Annotated in this window: 23 protein-coding genes and 1 tRNA gene; 20 read left to right on the top strand and 4 right to left on the bottom strand. The window is 40.6% G+C overall.

All coding sequences use genetic code 11. The features are described from left to right. The first annotated feature begins 189 nt into the window (after positions 1-189). A complete protein-coding gene (locus ACTQX6_RS11115; protein ID WP_441657521.1) occupies positions 190-1,035 on the top strand; it encodes a class II fructose-bisphosphate aldolase in 846 nt (281 codons plus the stop codon). A gap of 98 nt (positions 1,036-1,133) precedes the next feature. On the opposite strand, the gene ACTQX6_RS11110 is transcribed toward ACTQX6_RS11115, so the two are convergent. Both ACTQX6_RS11110 and ACTQX6_RS11105 read right to left on the bottom strand, forming a co-directional pair. Next, positions 1,134-1,379, bottom strand: coding sequence for a family 1 glycosylhydrolase (locus ACTQX6_RS11110; RefSeq protein ID WP_320863517.1), 246 nt, complete (start codon positions 1,377-1,379; stop codon positions 1,134-1,136). Further along, positions 1,380-1,631, bottom strand: a complete 252-nt coding sequence (locus tag ACTQX6_RS11105) for a family 1 glycosylhydrolase (RefSeq protein ID WP_320863516.1) — start codon at positions 1,629-1,631, stop codon at positions 1,380-1,382. Between the two features lie 152 nt (positions 1,632-1,783). Between ACTQX6_RS11105 and ACTQX6_RS11100 the strand changes: the two genes are divergently transcribed. The 7 genes from ACTQX6_RS11100 to ACTQX6_RS11070 all read left to right on the top strand — a co-directional run bounded on the left by ACTQX6_RS11100 (position 1,784) and on the right by ACTQX6_RS11070 (position 6,273). Beyond that, positions 1,784-1,860: transfer RNA gene (locus tag ACTQX6_RS11100), tRNA-Pro, on the top strand. A gap of 72 nt (positions 1,861-1,932) precedes the next feature. Further along, entirely contained in the window at positions 1,933-3,246 is a 1,314-nt protein-coding gene (locus tag ACTQX6_RS11095) for a CCA tRNA nucleotidyltransferase (RefSeq protein ID WP_320863515.1), read from the top strand. Beyond that, complete coding sequence (rmuC, locus tag ACTQX6_RS11090) at positions 3,247-4,197, top strand: DNA recombination protein RmuC (RefSeq protein WP_320863514.1); 951 nt, start codon at positions 3,247-3,249, stop codon at positions 4,195-4,197. Then, positions 4,194-4,733 (top strand): macro domain-containing protein, encoded by a 540-nt coding sequence (locus tag ACTQX6_RS11085; RefSeq protein WP_117446605.1) that lies wholly within the window; start codon positions 4,194-4,196, stop codon positions 4,731-4,733. Before rmuC ends, ACTQX6_RS11085 begins: the two co-directional genes overlap by 4 nt. Then, the gene (locus tag ACTQX6_RS11080; protein ID WP_117446604.1) at positions 4,714-5,259 is read left to right on the top strand and encodes a tRNA (mnm(5)s(2)U34)-methyltransferase; all 546 of its coding nucleotides are present in this window, start codon (positions 4,714-4,716) and stop codon (positions 5,257-5,259) included. The genes ACTQX6_RS11085 and ACTQX6_RS11080 overlap by 20 nt, the downstream gene beginning before the upstream one ends. Continuing rightward, positions 5,252-5,743 carry a flavodoxin gene (locus ACTQX6_RS11075; RefSeq protein WP_320863513.1) on the top strand — a complete coding sequence of 164 codons (492 nt, stop codon included), beginning with the start codon at positions 5,252-5,254 and terminating at the stop codon, positions 5,741-5,743. Before ACTQX6_RS11080 ends, ACTQX6_RS11075 begins: the two co-directional genes overlap by 8 nt. Before the next feature lie 14 nt (positions 5,744-5,757). Beyond that, positions 5,758-6,273, top strand: coding sequence for a ferritin (locus ACTQX6_RS11070; RefSeq protein ID WP_303972108.1), 516 nt, complete (start codon positions 5,758-5,760; stop codon positions 6,271-6,273). An 8-nt stretch (positions 6,274-6,281) separates the two neighbouring features. Here the strand turns inward: ACTQX6_RS11070 and ACTQX6_RS11065 are convergent, their stop codons facing one another. Continuing rightward, positions 6,282-6,881: a hypothetical protein gene (locus tag ACTQX6_RS11065; RefSeq protein ID WP_022790326.1), complete on the bottom strand. Its 600-nt coding sequence runs from the start codon at positions 6,879-6,881 to the stop codon at positions 6,282-6,284. A gap of 1 nt (position 6,882) precedes the next feature. Then, a complete protein-coding gene (locus ACTQX6_RS11060; RefSeq protein WP_195222552.1) occupies positions 6,883-7,272 on the bottom strand; it encodes an HIT family protein in 390 nt (129 codons plus the stop codon). Positions 7,273-7,671: 399 nt separating this feature from the next. Here ACTQX6_RS11060 and ACTQX6_RS11055 point away from each other — a divergent pair, with 399 nt between their 5' ends. The 12 genes from ACTQX6_RS11055 to ACTQX6_RS11000 are packed head-to-tail and all read left to right on the top strand — an operon-like array spanning position 7,672 to position 18,452. Further along, the gene (locus tag ACTQX6_RS11055; RefSeq protein ID WP_300397951.1) at positions 7,672-9,033 is read left to right on the top strand and encodes a UDP-N-acetylmuramoyl-tripeptide--D-alanyl-D-alanine ligase; all 1,362 of its coding nucleotides are present in this window, start codon (positions 7,672-7,674) and stop codon (positions 9,031-9,033) included. 2 nt (positions 9,034-9,035) lie between these two features. Next, positions 9,036-10,091: a D-alanine--D-alanine ligase family protein gene (locus tag ACTQX6_RS11050; RefSeq protein WP_117446599.1), complete on the top strand. Its 1,056-nt coding sequence runs from the start codon at positions 9,036-9,038 to the stop codon at positions 10,089-10,091. Next, the gene (alr, locus tag ACTQX6_RS11045; RefSeq protein WP_117446598.1) at positions 10,085-11,239 is read left to right on the top strand and encodes an alanine racemase; all 1,155 of its coding nucleotides are present in this window, start codon (positions 10,085-10,087) and stop codon (positions 11,237-11,239) included. The genes ACTQX6_RS11050 and alr overlap by 7 nt, the downstream gene beginning before the upstream one ends. A gap of 1 nt (position 11,240) precedes the next feature. Further along, positions 11,241-12,251 (top strand): acyltransferase, encoded by a 1,011-nt coding sequence (locus ACTQX6_RS11040; RefSeq protein ID WP_022790321.1) that lies wholly within the window; start codon positions 11,241-11,243, stop codon positions 12,249-12,251. Then, positions 12,248-13,813 carry an NAD(P)/FAD-dependent oxidoreductase gene (locus ACTQX6_RS11035; RefSeq protein WP_320863512.1) on the top strand — a complete coding sequence of 522 codons (1,566 nt, stop codon included), beginning with the start codon at positions 12,248-12,250 and terminating at the stop codon, positions 13,811-13,813. The genes ACTQX6_RS11040 and ACTQX6_RS11035 overlap by 4 nt, the downstream gene beginning before the upstream one ends. Before the next feature lie 26 nt (positions 13,814-13,839). Further along, positions 13,840-14,361, top strand: coding sequence for a YqeG family HAD IIIA-type phosphatase (locus ACTQX6_RS11030; RefSeq protein ID WP_320863511.1), 522 nt, complete (start codon positions 13,840-13,842; stop codon positions 14,359-14,361). Continuing rightward, the gene (locus ACTQX6_RS11025) at positions 14,354-15,433 is read left to right on the top strand and encodes a GTPase (protein ID WP_320863510.1); all 1,080 of its coding nucleotides are present in this window, start codon (positions 14,354-14,356) and stop codon (positions 15,431-15,433) included. Before ACTQX6_RS11030 ends, ACTQX6_RS11025 begins: the two co-directional genes overlap by 8 nt. Continuing rightward, entirely contained in the window at positions 15,433-15,723 is a 291-nt protein-coding gene (locus ACTQX6_RS11020) for a YhbY family RNA-binding protein (protein WP_022790317.1), read from the top strand. The genes ACTQX6_RS11025 and ACTQX6_RS11020 overlap by 1 nt, the downstream gene beginning before the upstream one ends. After that, positions 15,720-16,742, top strand: coding sequence for a nicotinate-nucleotide adenylyltransferase (locus tag ACTQX6_RS11015; protein ID WP_320863509.1), 1,023 nt, complete (start codon positions 15,720-15,722; stop codon positions 16,740-16,742). The genes ACTQX6_RS11020 and ACTQX6_RS11015 overlap by 4 nt, the downstream gene beginning before the upstream one ends. Position 16,743: 1 nt before the next feature. Beyond that, positions 16,744-17,082, top strand: coding sequence for a ribosome silencing factor (gene rsfS, locus ACTQX6_RS11010; protein WP_195222546.1), 339 nt, complete (start codon positions 16,744-16,746; stop codon positions 17,080-17,082). Then, entirely contained in the window at positions 17,072-17,773 is a 702-nt protein-coding gene (locus ACTQX6_RS11005) for a class I SAM-dependent DNA methyltransferase (RefSeq protein WP_320863508.1), read from the top strand. Before rsfS ends, ACTQX6_RS11005 begins: the two co-directional genes overlap by 11 nt. A gap of 1 nt (position 17,774) precedes the next feature. Continuing rightward, the gene (locus ACTQX6_RS11000) at positions 17,775-18,452 is read left to right on the top strand and encodes a 5'-methylthioadenosine/adenosylhomocysteine nucleosidase (RefSeq protein ID WP_300397971.1); all 678 of its coding nucleotides are present in this window, start codon (positions 17,775-17,777) and stop codon (positions 18,450-18,452) included. Positions 18,453-18,456 lie beyond the last annotated feature (4 nt).

Here is an 18,456-nt window from a genome sequence, read left to right as displayed (position 1 = left end):
AAATACCGGGAGATCCCGTTTGGGACGGGACATACGGAATTTAAAGAAAACATCCGATGCCTGTATGAGATGGGAGTGTACCGGTTTGTGGGAGAATTCTGGTACACGGGTGATCCCAACTGGAAAGAAGATCTGTGCTTTGCCTCCCGCTTTTTAAGGGATAAATTAGATCAATAGAGGAAATCATATATGTTAGTGACAATGAAAGAAATCCTGGATCGTGCTAAAAAGGAAGGTTATGGAGTTACCGCACCAAACGTTCAAAGTGAAGATACGGTTCGAGCTGTGATTCATGTTGCGGAAGAACTAAGAGCACCTATGATCATTGATGTCAATGCGTTCATTCATCCCGATCTTCCATGGTTTGTTCATATGATTCGTGAATTGGTCAGCACTTCATCGGTGCCATTTGCGATCAATTTGGATCATGGAAAATCGTATGAGGACATCATGTTAGGAATTCGATCCGGTTTTACATCAATCATGGTGGATCGCTCCAGTCTTCCATATGAAGAAAATGTCAAGCAGACCAAAGAAGTCTTCAAGATGTGTAAACCTTTAGGCATCAGTGTGGAAGCGGAACTTGGTCATGTCGGACAAGGGGAAAACTATTCAGTCGATGGCACAAGCAATCTGACTGAGCCGGAAATGGCCGCTCGTTTTATCAAAGAAACAGGTGTAGATTGTTTGGCAGTGGCGATCGGTACGGCTCATGGTCGCTATAAAGGAACACCACATATTGATTTTGAGCGATTAGAACAAATCGTCAAGGCTTGCCCAGATACGCCGCTAGTCTTACATGGTGGCAGTGGTACCGGTAATGAAAATCTGGCAAAAGCAGTTCGTAACGGTATTCAAAAGGTCAATCTGGCAACAGAGCTTGTCGTGGCGGGTAAAGAAGAACTTGAAAAATTTATCCAAGATCCAAATTTTGATAAATGGAAGTTGATTCCCAGTTTCATCAAAGGATATGAAGATCGTTTAGCCCATTATGTCAAACTGTTTGGACAAGAAGGAAAAGCCTGGACAGAATAATAAAATGGATACAGTGGTTTAAACGATACTAAATCGAAAAAATGTCATAAAGTGAAAAAAAGCAGTCATTATCAAAATGGCTGCTTTTACCATGCGAGTTATTCTACAATTCCTTTTTCTATACAGTCTTTTAGCCAAAATAATGATTTTTTGGGTTTACGTTTGTATGTGTTTAAGTCCAGTTCCAAAAGACCGTAACGATTTTTAAAGGCATTGATGGCAGAGAGATGATCGATAAAAGACCAAATCAAATAGCCATGGCAATGACATCCTTCTTCTTTTGCCTTGATTGTATAGTATAGATATCGCTTGATGAAGTTGATGCGATAGTCATCTTCAATCAATCAGGCCCATTGTATGGTAAAGCGAAAGGTATTGAGTCCAAAGCTTGCCATAGTGGCAATATCTTCTTTGTATTGGTGATAAAAGTCACTGGCTTTTTGAGGACCGATTTGGTCATACCAGCGCGAAGGATCGCTTTGAAAAAACAAATCAGCCCAGCTTTCCTGTCCAGCTTCTTTTCCTGCTGTTCCTTCGATCTGCCAGGCACTGGAGCTTGTCCCTAACATAAAATTTTCAGGAATTTTTATTTTCATCACTACCGCCTCCTTACTTCAATTTTAAAATACAGAAAAAGGCAATACAATAACAAGTACAGCAAAAACGGAATTTATAAAAACTAGAAAGCATATTGAAAAATAAGGTTTATTCTTTTGTTTCCTATGCAAATGGAGTAGAATAAACATAGCGGGATGTAGCACAGCTTGGTAGTGCACTTGCATGGGGTGCAAGGGGTCGCAGGTTCAAATCCTGTCATCCCGACCATATCTGATGGGCCGGAAGGCTCTTTTTTTGTGGGGAAATATCGTATAAAATAAGAAGGAAAAGAGGTTTGTGATGGTACTCCCGGAAAATATTCTTGAAATTTTGAAGACTTTGAATCAGGCCGGTTATGAAGCCTATGTCGTGGGTGGCTGTGTGCGTGATTCCTTGTTGAAAAGAGATTGCGCCGATTATGATGTTTGTACCAGAGCTTTGCCGAGTGTGGTACAAAGCTTATTTACGCATGCGATCCCAACAGGAATCAAACATGGTACGATCACGGTCTTGACACCGCAGCCGGTAGAAATCACCACCTTTCGAAGTGAAACGACCTATAAAGATCATCGTCATCCGGATCGTGTAGAGTTTGTATCTTCCATTATCGAAGATTTAAGACGAAGAGATTTTACGATTAATGCGATGGCTTATCATCCAAATACCGGATTGATCGATCCCTTTGGCGGAAAAAAAGATCTTTCTTTAAAGATCGTTCGTTGTGTCGGAGATGCGAACCAACGATTTCAGGAAGATGCCCTGCGCATGATCCGCGCACATCGCTTTTGTGCTAAGCTGGGCTTTACGATGGATAAAACGACACAGGAAGCCTTGCATCAAAACAGCAAGCTGATTCAATGGATTGCCGTAGAGCGAATTGATAAAGAATTAAAAGAGATTTTGCGATATAATCCGTATGAAATTGAGAATATGACACAATTATTGTCAAAATGGATGCCAGAATTAGAGCTGTGTAAGAGCTGTGCACAAAATAGTCCATGGCATGATACGAACGTGCTCCATCATTCTTTACGTGCGATAACGTTTCTGACCCCCTTTGATGAAACCTTAGCTCTTGCACTTTTATTTCATGATTTAGGAAAACCGGCGACAAAAACTACAAAGGATGGAATCGATCATTTTTATGGTCATCCTTTAGAAAGTGCCAAAATCGCTGATAGAATTTGTAAGGCTTTAAAATTAAGCACATATCAACGCAAGCTGATTTGTTCGCTTGTCAAACATCATGATGAAAAGCTGCCGCTTCGGCTACGAACCATTTATCATTTTCGCATTCAAATGGGGTTTGATGATGCCTGGATGCAGAAGCTTTTTACGATTCGTATTTGTGATTTAAAGGCACATTCTTTAAAAGGCCAACAAAGCATGCAGAGTGTTTTAGATTTTATAGATTTTTATGAAAAGAACAAGAATCGACCGATGAGTTTTCACGATCTAAAGATCAATGGAAAAGATGTGTTGACGCATACATCTTTTACAGGAAAAGATGTTCGAAAGGTTCTTCAAAGGTGTTTGGATCTGGTTTTTTATGATCCAGGACAGAATACAAGAGAACATTTGATTGAAATGATACAAAGATGGCAGGTGATATAAATGGAAATGTTGATATTGATCTTGTTGGTATTATTGATCGTTTGTGTGTTGATCTTAATTAGCTTAGTTTATCTGCAGAACAGGAAACAAAATGATCATACTGTCTTGAAGAAAATGCAGGAACAGGATCAAAAGACCAGGGAAGAGCTGTATCAAAAACAGATGCGGGAAACCTTTCAAAACTTAAATGGGCAAATCCAAATCTTGCGAAAAGAAAACGCATTAAAAGCCCAATCCATTCAAAAGATGCAGACAGATCTATCAAGCATGAACAAAGTCATGACCAATACGAAAATGCGCGGAAACTGGGGTGAATATCAGCTGCAGTCTTTATTAGAGATTTATGCTGGACAAAATCCGGAAATCTTTTCTATGCAGTATGGATTAAAGAATGGAAAAGTGGCGGATGCGATCTTGCGGGTAGCCGGAACGGATAAAGTATTGTGTATCGATTCTAAGTTTCCTATGGAAAACTATCTGCGAATCGAAGAAGGAAAGAACCAGCAGGAGTTTATTCGTCTTTTTAAGATGAATGTGAAAAAACATATCGATGACATCGCATCGAAATATATCAATGAACAAACCGTGGATCAGGCAATCTTATTTATTCCCAGCGAATCCATTTATCAGTTTGTATGCGGTAAGTGTACAGACACGTTGAATTACGCTTTGGAAAGGCATGTATTAATGACTTCCCCAACAACGCTGGTAGGGGTGATCTTTACGCTTTTGGCAAGCACCAGAGATTTTTATCGCAGTGCACATATCGAAGAGATCGAGAAAAACATCATGGCTTTGCAGCAGGATGCCCATCGTTTGGAACAACGATCTCAAAAGGCAAAGCAGTCTTTGGAAAGCCTGGTACAGCAGTTCCATTCTATATCGGTAAGTGCTTCTAAGATCACAAAACGAATGGATACGATCATCGAAGGAAGGGAGGATCCAGAATGATCACAACGTTAAAGGGTGATATTACAGGTCTTGATTTTGACATTATTGTCAATGCCGCCAACAATCATCTGCTTCCAGGTTCAGGTGTATGTGGCGCTATCTTTAAAAAGGCCGGTCATCAATTAGAAACTGCTTGTCAAAAGATAGGGTATTGTCAAACCGGTGATGCCGTTATGACAGAGGCTTATGATCTTCCCAGTAAAGCTATTATTCATACCGTTGGTCCGATTTATCATCAGGATTCAAATGCGGCATACAGTCTAAAGGCATGTTACTGGAACTCGATGGTATTAGCTTTTGATTATATGCGATCCCATCATTTAGATTCTGTTTCCATTGCGTTTCCCTGTATTGCCACCGGTATTTATGGCTATCCGCATCAGGAAGCTTGTTCAATCGCAGTTAATACGATCTATCAGCTGATGCATGAATATCCTGATGCTCAAAAGATCAACGTGGTCTTTGTTTGTTACCAACAGGAAGATTATCTTCTCTACAAGGAGGAACTTGCCAAATATGCGTTCTATGGTCGATGAAAGTCATTTGTTTTTAAAGCCAGCCTTACATCGTCATGCCGCTTGTGTGGATGCCACCTTAGGGCATGGTAAAGATACTGCGTTCTTCTTATCGGAAGGTGTACAGAAAGTTTTTGCCTTTGAGATTCAGGAGAACATTCTTCAAAACACAATGAAAAAATTAAAGAATCCTAAAGTACAAGCCTTTTGCCAGGGACATGAAACGATGGATACGCTGATCTTTGAATCTATTGATGCGATGATCTTTAATTTTGGTTATTGTCCTCAAGAAGATCCATCCATTTGTACACAAGCTAATACAAGTGTTATAGCTATTCAAAAAGGCTTGAAATTATTAAAGCGAAAAGGTCGTATGGCTTTGGTTTTATATCCACATCCATCCGGAAAAGAAGAGGCAAAATGCATTGAAAAATATGTGCAAAGTTTAAGCGCTTCCTTATATACAGTGGTACAATATAAACAGTTGAATAAAGAAGATTCACCCTACCTGATAGGTATAGAAAAGAAAGAAGGTTACCATGAGTAAAAAAGCATTGATTGTGTATTATTCGCAAGGAAGCAGTGTAGCGCATTTAAAAGACTTGATCTTAAATGCTGTTGATGCCGATGTTTGCCGTATTGAAGCGTTAGAACCTTATCCTGAAGATTATGCGAGTTTAGTTAAAACTGTAAATGCACAGGTGCAAAAAGGGGTAGATCCTGCATACAAACTAGTATCGGTGGATATTTCATTCTATGATACGATTTTTGTGGGAACACCAAACTGGTCAGGAACCTTGGCTTTGCCTTTACGTACATTTTTGAAGGAACATGATTTCGCAAATAAGAAAGTCTTGCCATTTCTTTCTCATGGTGGAGCCGGTATTGAAAATATGGAGAAGGATCTGCATACTTTATGTCCGTCGGCAACAATTTGTGAACCGTTTATGATCCAGGGACAGACCGATGAGGAAACCGAGGCAGATTTAAATGTCTGGCTGTATGCCAATGCACCGGATTGTATGGAATAGAGAGGATGAAGAACATGTTAAGTGAAAAAGTTTCGGGTTTGTTGAATACACAGGTGAATAAAGAATTGTATTCGGCGTATCTATATTTAGATTTTGCCAATTACTATAAAGAAAAAGGACTGGATGGCTTTGCCAACTGGTACAATGTTCAGGTACAGGAAGAAGTGGCTCATGCCCAGATCATGATGCAGTATCTGCAGGATAATGACTGTTCGGTTGTGTTAGAGGCCATTGATAAACCAAATATCAAAATTCAGGATTTTAAGACACCTCTGGTGGAATCATTAAATCATGAGCGTTATGTGACCGGCTTGATTCATACCTTATATGATGCCGCTTATCAGGATAAGGATTTTAGAACGATGAAATTCTTAGACTGGTTTGTCTCCGAGCAGGGGGAAGAAGAAAAGAATGCCAGTGATATGATCACCAAATTTGAGTTGTTTGGAAACGATGCGAAGGCATTATATGATCTGGATGCCGAATACAAAAGCAGAACTTATACCGCACCATCCATCATGAATGAATAAAGGAATCCCTAAGCGGATTCCTTTTTTACAAATTCTTCATAATATTCTGCTTTTTTTATATTGTTGAGGGAGCGATATTGTTTGGCCAATAAATAGCCGACAATGGCTTTTTCTTGGGCGGTACACTGTGGAAACTGTTCTTCCATGATAGAAATATGATTGGATTTGTGATCGATTAAAATATCATACAACATATGTGCATGGTCCTTTAATCCCTGGTTTTCTCCCTGATCAATCGTATCTAAAAGATTTTTGGATTGTTCCTTATCTTCTTCATAGACATAATGTTCAAAGGCCATGGAGATGATTTCGTATCGCTGCTTTTTATTGCGGGCGATTCGTATCAGCTTTTGAAACTGTTCTTTGATCATGGCTGTATCATCGGCCATGATATAGCGATTCAGCTTCATAAACTCAACCATATATAATGGAAAGAATAATTTGGTGAAAGTGGATCGAATGTCTTTGTCAAATGCTTCAAAGTCTAAAGACTGTAACTCTTTTAATAATCTTTCCTGATGCACTTTTCGATACATACTGGAAAAGATGATGTATAAAAGAGCGAGTATGACAAAGACAAGGATCATCCGCATTGACCAATCCTGCATGTTATTGGAGCTTCTCCTTTAAGTCTTCAAAATCTATGTTGGGTGTTTCATGGAAAGCAACGATTTCCTGATCGTCTTTGTAGCGAGGGATCAGGTGTACATGAAAATGATGAACGCTTTGTCCGGCTGCTTCATGCATATTGGAAAGAAGATGAATTCCATCACAGTGTAAAGCGGTTTCCAGTTTCTTAGCTAATTGTTGAGCTACTTCAAACACGTGATCGCGTAAAGCCGGTGGACAATCCAGGAAAGAATCGCAGTGTTCTTTAGGGATCACTAGTGTATGGCCAACGGCCGTAGGGTTAATATCAAGAAATGCCAGAACCTGATCATCTTCATAAATGGTATGGCTGGGAATTTCTTTTTTGGCGATAGAGCAGAAAATACACATAATAAGACCTCCTTGTATTTGTTCTTATTATACGCTAAAAAAAGTGAAAAGTCAGGCTAAGGGGGTGCCTGACTTTTCAAAAAAATTAAGGGGATAGAAAATTAGTATGAATATCAAAACGATTTCATACCGGCAAGGTCTTCTATTCCTTGCTTGCATAAAGTATAGCATAGGTAAAAACAAAAAATGTGGGATTATTATGGGAAAATATGTGAAATTAGTCCAAAATGGTATTTAAGTGGGGAGAATCATACAAAAACGAGGTGATTTTAAAGACGAAAGACCATAAAAAAATGAAAAATAGAGAATTTGTTTAAAAAAAGTAAAGACGGACCAAATCTGTCCTCAAAGACGGTTTGGAATATGCTATAATAAACTTCAAATGGGGGTCATATTTGTATGATAAACAAAACCATTCAGGAAGTTGCAGCGTATTTAAATGCACCTTGTATCCAGGATGAGGATGATCTTAGGATCCATGGTGTTTGTATAGATTCAAGAGAAGTACGACCGGAGAGTCTTTATATTCCAATATTAGGGCAAAGAGTTGATGGTCATAGCTTTGTGGATAGTGTTCGCAAGGCTGGATGCAAAGCCAGTCTATGGCAAAAGGATCATAAGCCATATCCGGAAGATATGGCATTGGTTCTGGTAGAAGATACAACACAGGCTTTACAACAATTGGCCAAAGCCTATTTACAGTCTTTATCGTGTAAGGTGATTGCCGTGACCGGATCAAACGGGAAGACAAGTTGTAAAGATATGTTGTATTCTATTTTTTCGCAGGAGACGAAAACACAGAAGACTCAGGGAAATCGAAACAATGAGATCGGTCTGCCTTTAACGATTCTGGATTTTGATGCGGATATTGAAGTGGCCATTTTGGAAATGGGTATGGAAAATAAAGGAGAAATCGAGTTTTTATGCGCGATTGCTCCACCGGATATTTCCGTGATCACGACGATCGGCAGTGCTCATATGGAAAATCTGGGCGGGAAGAAACAAATTGCCCAGGCAAAACTGGAAATTCTGGAAAATTTAAAGCCAAACGGTTTGTTTTTGTATGATAAAACAAGCCCGGAAATCGATGAATGCTTACAGGAAATGCAGATCGATCCTTCCAAGAAAATCGTTTCTTTTGGATGTGGCGGTGATGTGATCCTGACATCAGATATTGTAACTAAGGAAGATCACATTGAATTTACCTGCTCCTGTTTGGATCAGAAAGTGATTCTTCATTCATTAGGTGCGATTCAGGCTTCCAATGCGTTACCGTGTATTTATATTGGACTGTATTGTGGTTTGAAACAAGAGTCAATCTTATATGGCCTTCAACATTTAACGATGACAAAGATGCGTATGCAGTTAGTTAAGGCCAATGGCTACATGATCCTGGATGATTCGTATAAATCCAATCCGGAGAGTGCCAAAGCCGCAATCGATGCACTAGAGAGTCTGCCGGTGTCTTTTCGCATTGCCTGTCTGGCGGATATGCTGGATTTAGGACCGACCGGAAAAGATCTCCATCTGCAAATTGGCGAATATGCCTCGATCAAGAATGTAGATGTGCTGTATGGATATGGGCCGTTAACGAAATTTACGGTAGAAGGCTTCCAGGGCAAAGAAAAAGCCTGGTTTGAAACCAAAGAAGAAATGATAGAAGCATTACGGAAATATAAAGATCAAGATTGTGCAATTTTAATCAAGGGCTCAAGAGCCATGGCTATGGACGAGGTTGTCAGTGCCTTGAAAGGGGAATAGAAATGAATAAATTAAATCTTGCGGTTTTATTTGGAGGACAGAGTTCGGAATATTCTGTTTCTTTACATTCGGCAGGTTCTTTTTTGCGTCAGATTCGTCAGGAGAACTATAATTTGATTTTGATTGGGATCGATCCCAATGGAATCTTTTATTTATATGATGGAAGCATTGAAGATATAGAACATGATACATGGAAAAAGGAAGGTTCCTGTACACCTTGTGCTTTTATTCATAAGGGTGTGATCAGTCTGGAACAGCCGGAGCAGAAGATCGATATCGATGTAGCCTTTCCAATTCTGCATGGAAAAAACGGAGAAGACGGCTGTATGCAGGGCTTGTTGGAGCTGATGAACATTCATTATGTTGGTTGCGATGTAATGAGTTCAGCTATCAGTATGGATAAAGAAATCATGCACATTTTGTGTAAGGAAGCCAACATTCCCTGTGCAGATTATATCTGTTTGAAAAAATGGGGTGATAATCCCAGCTTTGAGGAGATCGAAGCACAGATTCCATTACCTTGGATCATCAAACCATGTAATGCGGGAAGCAGCTACGGTGTGCATAAAGTAGAGAAAAAAGAAGATTTTGAAGATGCTTGTCAGGATGCGTTTTACTATGACGGCAGAGGAAAGATCCTGGTGGAAAAAGCTATTGAAGGCTTTGAAATTGGTTGTGCTGTCATGGGAAATGAAACGGTTTTTTGCGGCAGTGTCGATGAGATACAGATTGCCGGAAGCATCTTTGATTTTGAAGGTAAGTACGAAGATAAAGGCGCTGATATCATCTGTCCGGCAAGGATCGATGAAAAGCAGTTTAAAGAAGCCCAGGCGCTTGCGTATCGTACCTATCGTGCGATGAATTGTACCGGTCTGGCTCGTGTCGATATGTTTTTGACAACCGAAGGTGAAGTCATCTTAAACGAATTGAATACGATTCCGGGCTTTACGGCAACCAGTCGTTATCCTTCCATGATGAAAGAAGCCGGGCTTGCATTTCCAGATCTGATCGATCGTTTGATTGAACTGGCCATGCAAAGGAAGGTCGGCGTATGTTAGAAAGCTACAGCCGGTGCTGGACAGAAATTGATTATGATGCGATTGCACACAATGTCGAAGAAATTCAAAAGCTTGTGGGCGATACAAAGATCATGGGCATCGTCAAAGCCAATGCGTATGGACATGGTGATGTGGAATGTGCTAAGGCTCTACAAAAGGTCGGTGTTGATTTTTTCGGGGTAAGCAGTGTGGATGAAGCGCTTCATTTACGTCAAAACGGGATTCATGATTCTATCTTGATCCTTGGCTATACACCGCCGGAGCATTTTCATTACCTCATAGAACAAAACATCATTCAGTCGTTAGTATCGTATGACTATGCACAAAAGCTGGATGCCTATGCCAAAGAGGCCGGCACAAAGATCCGCTGTCATTGTAAGGTGGATACCGGTATGTGTCGAACGGGTGTGATTTATCAGGTACAAGAAAAGAATATGGATCAGATTCTTGCCGAATATCGAATGGAGCACCTTATAGTCGAAGGAATCTTCTCGCATTTTCCGGTCAGTGATGATCTGGGACAGGAAAGTGCCGCTTTTACCAAGAAACAGATCGAACTGTTTGAAGAAGTGTGCAGCAATTTAAGAAAAGAAGGAATCGATCCGGGAATCCGTCATATCCAGAATAGCTATGGGATATTGAATTATGGGGACCTAAAGATGGATTATTGTCGTCCGGGGTTATTATATATGGGCGTTACAAGTGATGATGCGATTCCAATTGCCTCTAAACCGGATTTTATTCCGATTCTTAGCTGGTATGCCAATGTCAGTTTGGTCAAGTGGATCCAAAAAGGGCAGAGTGTCAGCTATGGGCGACATTTTATCGCCACGAAACCAACGAAGGTTGCGACGGTTTCTGTCGGCTATGCCGATGGACTGCATCGTTTAGCATCGAATTGTGGTTTAGAAGTTTTGATTCATGGACAGAAATGTCCGATTATCGGCAATATATGCATGGATCAGTGCATGGTCGATGCGACACAGGTAGATGACGTGAAAGAGGGGGATGTTGTCGTACTTGTGGGTAAACAAGGTGATCATCGAGTTACGATTGATGAGATTTCAAGAAAATCGCAGTCCATCAACAATGAAACTTTGTCAGATATTGCCGGAAGAGTTCCCCGATTAAGAAGGAGAGAAAAATAAAATGGTGAAGAAGCAGTACGCTGCTGTTGATATCGCAAAGTATGTCAGTGCTTTATTAGTTGTATGTATCCATACGTTTCCTTTCATTGATATCAATGAAATGCTGAATACGTATTTTATTCAGACGATCTGTCGTCTGGCCGTTCCTTTCTTCTTTATGATCAGTGGATATTTTCTATTTCGTAAAATTCATAATGAGGAAGAAGATAAGGATGTTTTAAAAAAGTATTTATTTCGCTTATTAAAAATTTATTTGATCTGGACCGTAATCTATTTGCCTTATACGATCTACAATTATGTACAGGCGCAATCGGGCTGGATGGGAATCTTTTCGTATTTACGTGATTTTCTTTTAAACGGTTCGTATTATCATTTATGGTTTTTACCGGCCTTAATGACAGGAACGTTGATCGTGTATTACCTGTATCATAAAAAGGGTATGTTGTTTACCTTGAAGATTGCGTTATTGTTGTATGGAATCGGCTATCTTTTAAATATCTATGCGCCTTTGTGGGAACAGATTCCGTTTATCAGTTTTTTATTCAGTTTTTTCACAAAGACCATGACAACCGCAAGAAACGGCTTCTTCTTTGCACCGATCTTTATCGGCATCGGAATGTTGTTGGCCAAGACAAGACGAATTCCATGTCGTGTGGCACAGTTGGCATTTGTGATCAGCTTTGCGTTGTTGGTGATCGAAGTGACCCTGTATATCCTGACCGGCATGATGCATGATTTGGCCTGCATGTATTTAAGCTTGATCCCGGCTACTTTCTTTTTGGGAAATTGCCTGTTGACATCCAAGATCGCCTATAAGCCATCGTATCGAAGCTTGCGGGAAGATTCCTTATTGATCTATACGGTGCATATTTTATTTGCCCAGCCGTTGTTGTCGCTTTTACCAAATGCACATATCGTTGTCTATTTTCTGACGATTGCCTGCTCGCAAATCTTTGCGACTTTAGTGATCCGATATAAAGAAAGGGTGCCGCTGTTAGAGCATTTAGTATGATACGAATTACTCAAATCAAGTGTCTTAATGAAAATGAGATTGAGACACAGATCTTAAAAAAACTTCATATTTCAAAAAAAGATCTTTTATCGTGGCAGATTCATCGAAGAAGCATCGATGCTCGCCATCAAAAGATCCTTTTTTCGTATATTGTCGATGCCTGTGTGCGAAAAGAAGAGCGCTTTTTAAAGCTGAGGGATGTGAGTGTGACACCGGATGAAACGTATGTCAATGTCCCTTGTGGAACCATGCCTCTAAAACATCGTCCCGTAGTGGTCGGCTTTGGTCCATCCGGAATGTTTGCGGCTTTACTGTTGGCAAGACAAGGCTATAAGCCAATCGTGTTGGAACGAGGCAGTCAGATCGATCGCAGGCAAAAAGTCGTACAGGCATTTTGGAATGGAGATGATCTTGATCCGGAGTGCAATGTACAGTTTGGTCAGGGAGGTGCCGGTGCCTTTAGTGACGGAAAACTGACAACAAGGTCAAAAGATGCCAGAGCCAGAAAGGTACTGGAAGAGCTGGTTGAAATGGGGGCTGATCCGGATATTTTGATCGATGCGCATCCACATATAGGAACTGATGGTTTCGTACCAGTATTAAAGAAGCTGCAAGAGACGATCGAAACTTTGGGTGGTACTTTCTATTATGATACTGCTTTACAAGATTTGATCGTAGAAGATGGAAAACTGCATGCGATAGAAACATCAAAAGGAAGAATTCTCTGTGAACAGCTGATCTTATGTATAGGCCATAGTGCCACAGATACAGTACGCATGTGTGCCAAAAGAGGAATGCTTATTGAAAATAAACCGTTTGCCGTTGGTGTGCGTATCGAGCATAAACAATCCTTTATCGATCAGTCTATCTTACGTGAAATGGCCGAAGACAATCGTTTTCGACCGGCCCGTTATCAGCTTTCCATGACGGCACAAAATCAAAAAGGTGTTTATTCCTTCTGTATGTGTCCGGGCGGTTATGTGATCCCAAGTTCTTCATCGATCGGACAATTGGTGATCAATGGCATGAGCTATGCCGATCGAAGTGGTGAAAATGCCAACAGTGCATTGTTGGTTCAAGTCAATGCATCCGATTATGGAACGCATTTGTTTGCCGGTCTGGAGTATCAGGAGCAATTAGAGAAAAAAGCCTTTGCGATGGCCAAGGACTATCAAGCCTGTGTGCAGCTCAGCAAGGATTATCTGGCCAATCGAATTTCCACCGGTTTTGGAAATGTGCTTCCGACTTATCAAAGAAAGACGACTTTTGTGGATCTGAATCAGCTGTTTAGTCCGGCCGTCAATGCCGCTTTACATGAGGGTTTATTATATTTTGAAAAACGAATGCCGGGCTTCAGCCTGCAGGATGCCGTTTTAAGTGCTGTCGAATCCAGAAGCAGCTCCAGTGTAAGACTTGTCAGGGATGCCTCTTTGCAGTCTAATATTCAAGGTATCTATCCCTGCGGAGAAGGATCGGGCTATGCCGGAGGAATCATGACCAGTGCCATTGATGGGATCAAATGTGCGGAAAAGATGATTGAATCTTTTGCGAAACCACTATAAAATAGGTAAGAAAAAAAGGAGGCACTATGTCATTATTTAAACCGGATTACTATATTTCCAGCTTTCAGGCAATGGATATAGATCGATTGAAAAGAGCAGGGATCCGATTGTTGCTATGCGATATTGATAATACGCTGATGGCCTATAATGAAGCAGTGCCGAATGCCAAAGTGGTGGCGTTTATCGATCGCATTAAGGCACATGGCATTGAAGTCGCATTGTATTCCAATGCTTCTAAAAAAAGAGCGTTTCGCTTTGCCAGGGATCTTCATGTTTCACAAGTCTATTATTTGTCTTTAAAGCCGCTGCCTTTTAAATTCTGGAGGGTCATTAAGGCACATGGCTATACCAAAAAAGAAGTCGCGATTTTAGGCGATCAGCTGTTTACCGATATGTTAGGCGGCCATTTGGCCGGAATCTATACGATCTTGACAGCGCCGATTTCTAAAATCGATCGATCTTCAACCAAATTTACACGAAAATTTGAAAATTTAGTTTTTAAGCATTTAGAAAAAAGTGGTTTCCGGAAAGGAGGATTTGATGGCTAAATACTGTAAAGGATGCGGTGTAGCACTGCAGAATGAGGATCCAAACGGGTTGGGCTATGTTCCGACATTAGACGCCAATTTTTGTCAACGTTGTTATAAGATTCGCCATTATGGAGAAGTTACGATCAACATGCAGCAGGGAATTGAATCCAATCATACTTTGGAAAAGATCAACAAGATCGAGGGAACGGTTTTCTGGATCGTGGATTTGTTTACCTTTGAAGCCAGCATGATCTCTCGATTAAATCAAAAGCTTCCCGGCAAGGATATCATCATGATCTTGACCAAAAGAGATGTACTTCCTAGTACGCTCAGCGATGAAAAAATCCTGGCTTTTGTACAGGAGCGTTTGAAAGAAGAAGGTATCCAGGTCAAGGAGATACTGATCTGTGGTTATCTTTTAAAACATGATGAGGAAAGTACACGAAATCTTTCTCGTATCGTAACAGCCATTCAAAAGTACAGATGTGGAAAAAATGTAATTTTTATGGGTGTGGCCAATGCCGGAAAATCAACCATCTTAAATCGTTTGATGGCTTCGAAAGATCTAACGATTTCAAGAAATCCGGGAACGACACTGGATCTGGTTCCGCTGGTACAGGAAGATTATACGATCTATGATTCGCCGGGCATTGAAAATAAACACAGTATTTTGACCATATTACAGCCAAAAGACTTAAAAACCGTGATACCGGTCAAACCGATTCGTCCTTTAGTGTCGCAGATCTTTGAAGATCAAAGCTATGCGGTAGGCGGCCTGGCAAGATTGGATGTTGTGGTCAAAGGAAAGGCAACGGTGGTCGGCTATTTTTCCAGAAGTCTTCCGATTCATCGAGGAAAGCTTTCCAATGCCGATTCCTTATGGCAGAAACATTTAAATGGAATGCTCGTACCTTGTGTGGATACCTCGCTTTTGACTATGCATACTTTCCATTCACCGATGAAAGAAGACGGTAAGATGGATGTGGTCATTCATGGTTTAGGCTGGTTTTGTGTCAGTGGTGCCATACAAGATGTGTATGTACGTGTTCATAAAGGAATTCAAGTAACATTTAGAAAGGCGATGATTTAATGATCAGTGCACAAAATAAAAAAACACTTCGTAAATTAAGTATGTCGTATCGTCCGCTTTTTCAAATCGGAAAGGATGGACTTAGCTATAATATGATCAAATCCCTAAATGATTCTTTAGAGGCGCATGAGCTTGTCAAATGCTCTTTGTTGAAGACAAGTCCGATCGATGTTCGAGAGGCAGCGATTGAATGCTCTTCGCAAACACACAGTGAGATCATTCATATCGTAGGGCGTACTTTTGTTCTGTATCGCAGAAGCAAAGAAAATAAGTTAGGTTTAAAGAAATGAAAATCGCATTATTAGGCGGCAGCTTTGACCCGGTTCACTATGGACATCTGCAAATGGCAAAAGAGGCCATGCAGGTCTTAAAGGTGGATGAAGTTTGGTTTATTCCTGCCAAGAAAACGCCGCTAAAGGATCGTATTTTGACATCGGATACGGATCGTCTTGCGATGTTAAAGATCGCATTAGCCGATTTTCCACAATTTAAAGTCAATCCGATCGAGATGCAAAGAGAAGGAATCAGCTATACGATCGATACGCTGGAAGCTTTGCACAGGCAGTATCCATCTTATACGTTTTACTGGCTGATTGGTAATGACCAGTTGGAACAGTTTGATCTTTGGAAGGATCCGGATCGTTTAGTACAGCTGGCATACTTTGTCTGCTTTGATCGTGATGGTAAGCTTGCCCAGACAAAATATCCGATTCAACAGTTTCATATGGAGCCGATGCCGGTTTCCAGCAGTGAAATACGAAAAGGAAATAAATTAAATTACCTGGATGCAGGAGTCTTGCGATATATCTATCAACATCGTTTGTACGTTAAAGACTTTATCAAGGAAAGAGTGAGTCCAAAACGATTCTCGCACAGTGTTTCTGTTGCGCATCTTTGTGAGGAGTTTGCCAAAGCCCATGATCTGGATACACAAAAAGCATATTACATTGGCCTGTTTCACGATGTGGCCAAAAATCTTTCCAAAGAGGTCATGGAGCCATGGATGGATTGTATCTGTCAGGAAAACAAGAAATATCCGGTTGCGGTATGGCATGGGTTTGTCGGCAGTGAGATCATTAAACGTGTTTTCTACATTTACGATGATCAAATCAGTCATGCGATCTACCATCATGTCTTGGGAACGAGTCATGATCCCTATGCGATGATTATATTTTGTGCGGATAAGCTCGATCCTTTACGAGGTTATCCGGTCAAAGATTCTATTGCCTGTGTCAAACAGGATCTGACAAAAGGATTTGAAATGGTTCAGGAAGAAAACCGAAAATATTTGAAGGGAAAGGGAAACTAACTTGGAAATCAGAGAAGTTATTTTAAAGGCAATCAGTGAGAAAAAAGGATATGGTATCAAAGATTATGATACAACCAGTCTTACTCCTTTTATGGATCATATGATCATTGCCTCCACCAACAATACACGTCAGAATTATTCGATTTGTCAAAATATCAAAGATCGTTTAAAGGAAAACGGATATAAACTGGATTTTAAAGTCGAGGGTGATGCCGATTCCCGCTGGCTTTTGATCGACCTGAAGGATATCGTAGTTCATTTGTTTGTTCGTGAAGAAAGGCAGGTGTATCAGCTGGATCGCCTGTATGCCGATGTTCCGGTTGAAACCTATGATCTATGATACTTTAGCATCGTACTATGATGCTCTGGTCAAAGATGAAGAAGCGACTTTATCATGGGTACATTGGATCGAATCCTTTCAAAAGCCATGTTCCATGTTGGAGTTAGCCTGCGGCAGTGCCGAGATCACACAGGTTTTATCCCATCACGGATTTCAGATGACGGCCCTGGATCTCAGTCAGGGAATGATCGATCAGGCAAAATGTAAAGACAAGGAACAAAAGATTCAGTTTTTATGTCAGGATATGCGAAATTTATCAAATTTGACAAGCTTTGAATCAATTGCGTGCCTATGTGACAGCTTTAACTATATTTTAGAAAAAGAGGAAATAGTTTCCTTTTTTAAAGAAGTTCATGACCATTTACAACCAGAGGGCATCTTTTTCTTTGATAGCCATTCGTTAGATCGATTGGATGAGTTTTCTGAAGAATTCAATGAAACCGGTCATATCGAAGATGTGGATTACCAATGGTCGATTACCAGTGAAGAAGAGATAATCTATCAGGATTTTGCCTTCTATAAAGAAAATGGGGAAGTTATACAGGAGCATCATATGCAAAGAGTATATGATTCTGAATGGCTAAAGGAAGCTTTACATCCCTACTTTTACATTGAATCGATCAAGACTGATTTTGATTTAGAAGGCATACAACCGGGAGAAAAGTATTTTTTTGTATGCAGGAGGAAATAAAATGATTGGTATTGTGGCAGCGATGGATGTAGAAGTACAGGCGATCATGGAGCTTTGTGAGATCACCCAGGAAAAAACGATTGGAAATGTAGCTTTTCATTATGGAAAGCTGGCTTCTAAGGATGTTGTGATATGTAAAAGTGGAGTGGGAAAAGTAGGAGCTGCCATGGTGACTACGATTCTTTGTCTGCATCATTCGTTGGATGCCCTTATCAATATTGGAACCGCCGGCGGTCTAAAGGAGCAGCAAAAAGTGTTGGATATCGTCATCAGTAAGGATGTCCTTCAGGCAGATTTTGATACCAGTGCCCTGGATGGGCCGGAAGGTTTGGGTCTTCGTTTTCATGCGGATGATCATTTATTGGTCAAAGCGCAGGTAGCGGCCAGGGAAAACAACATTTGTTATCACATAGGAACGATCGCATCGCAGGATTTATTCATGTCTCGAAAAGAGGACTTTGATAAGCTGATGTCTAATTTCCCGGATTCCATCTGTTCGGAAATGGAGGCCGGGGCCTTGGCACAGGTTGCGACTTCTTTTCAAGTTCCATTTGTGATTGTACGCTCTTTAAGCGATGTTGCGCTGCATCATGATAATCCCATGGAATTTTCAACGTATGTAAAACATGCCAGCAGGCAATCGAGCCTGATGGTGCGCTCATTTGTGCAAAAAATTTAACACT

Source organism: Faecalicoccus sp. LCP19S3_E2 (assembly GCF_052121255.1).
Lineage (GTDB): Bacteria > Bacillota_I > Bacilli_A > Erysipelotrichales > Erysipelotrichaceae > Faecalicoccus.
Note: the sequence above shows the minus strand (reverse complement) of the source record. Positions and strands in the feature narration are given on the sequence as shown.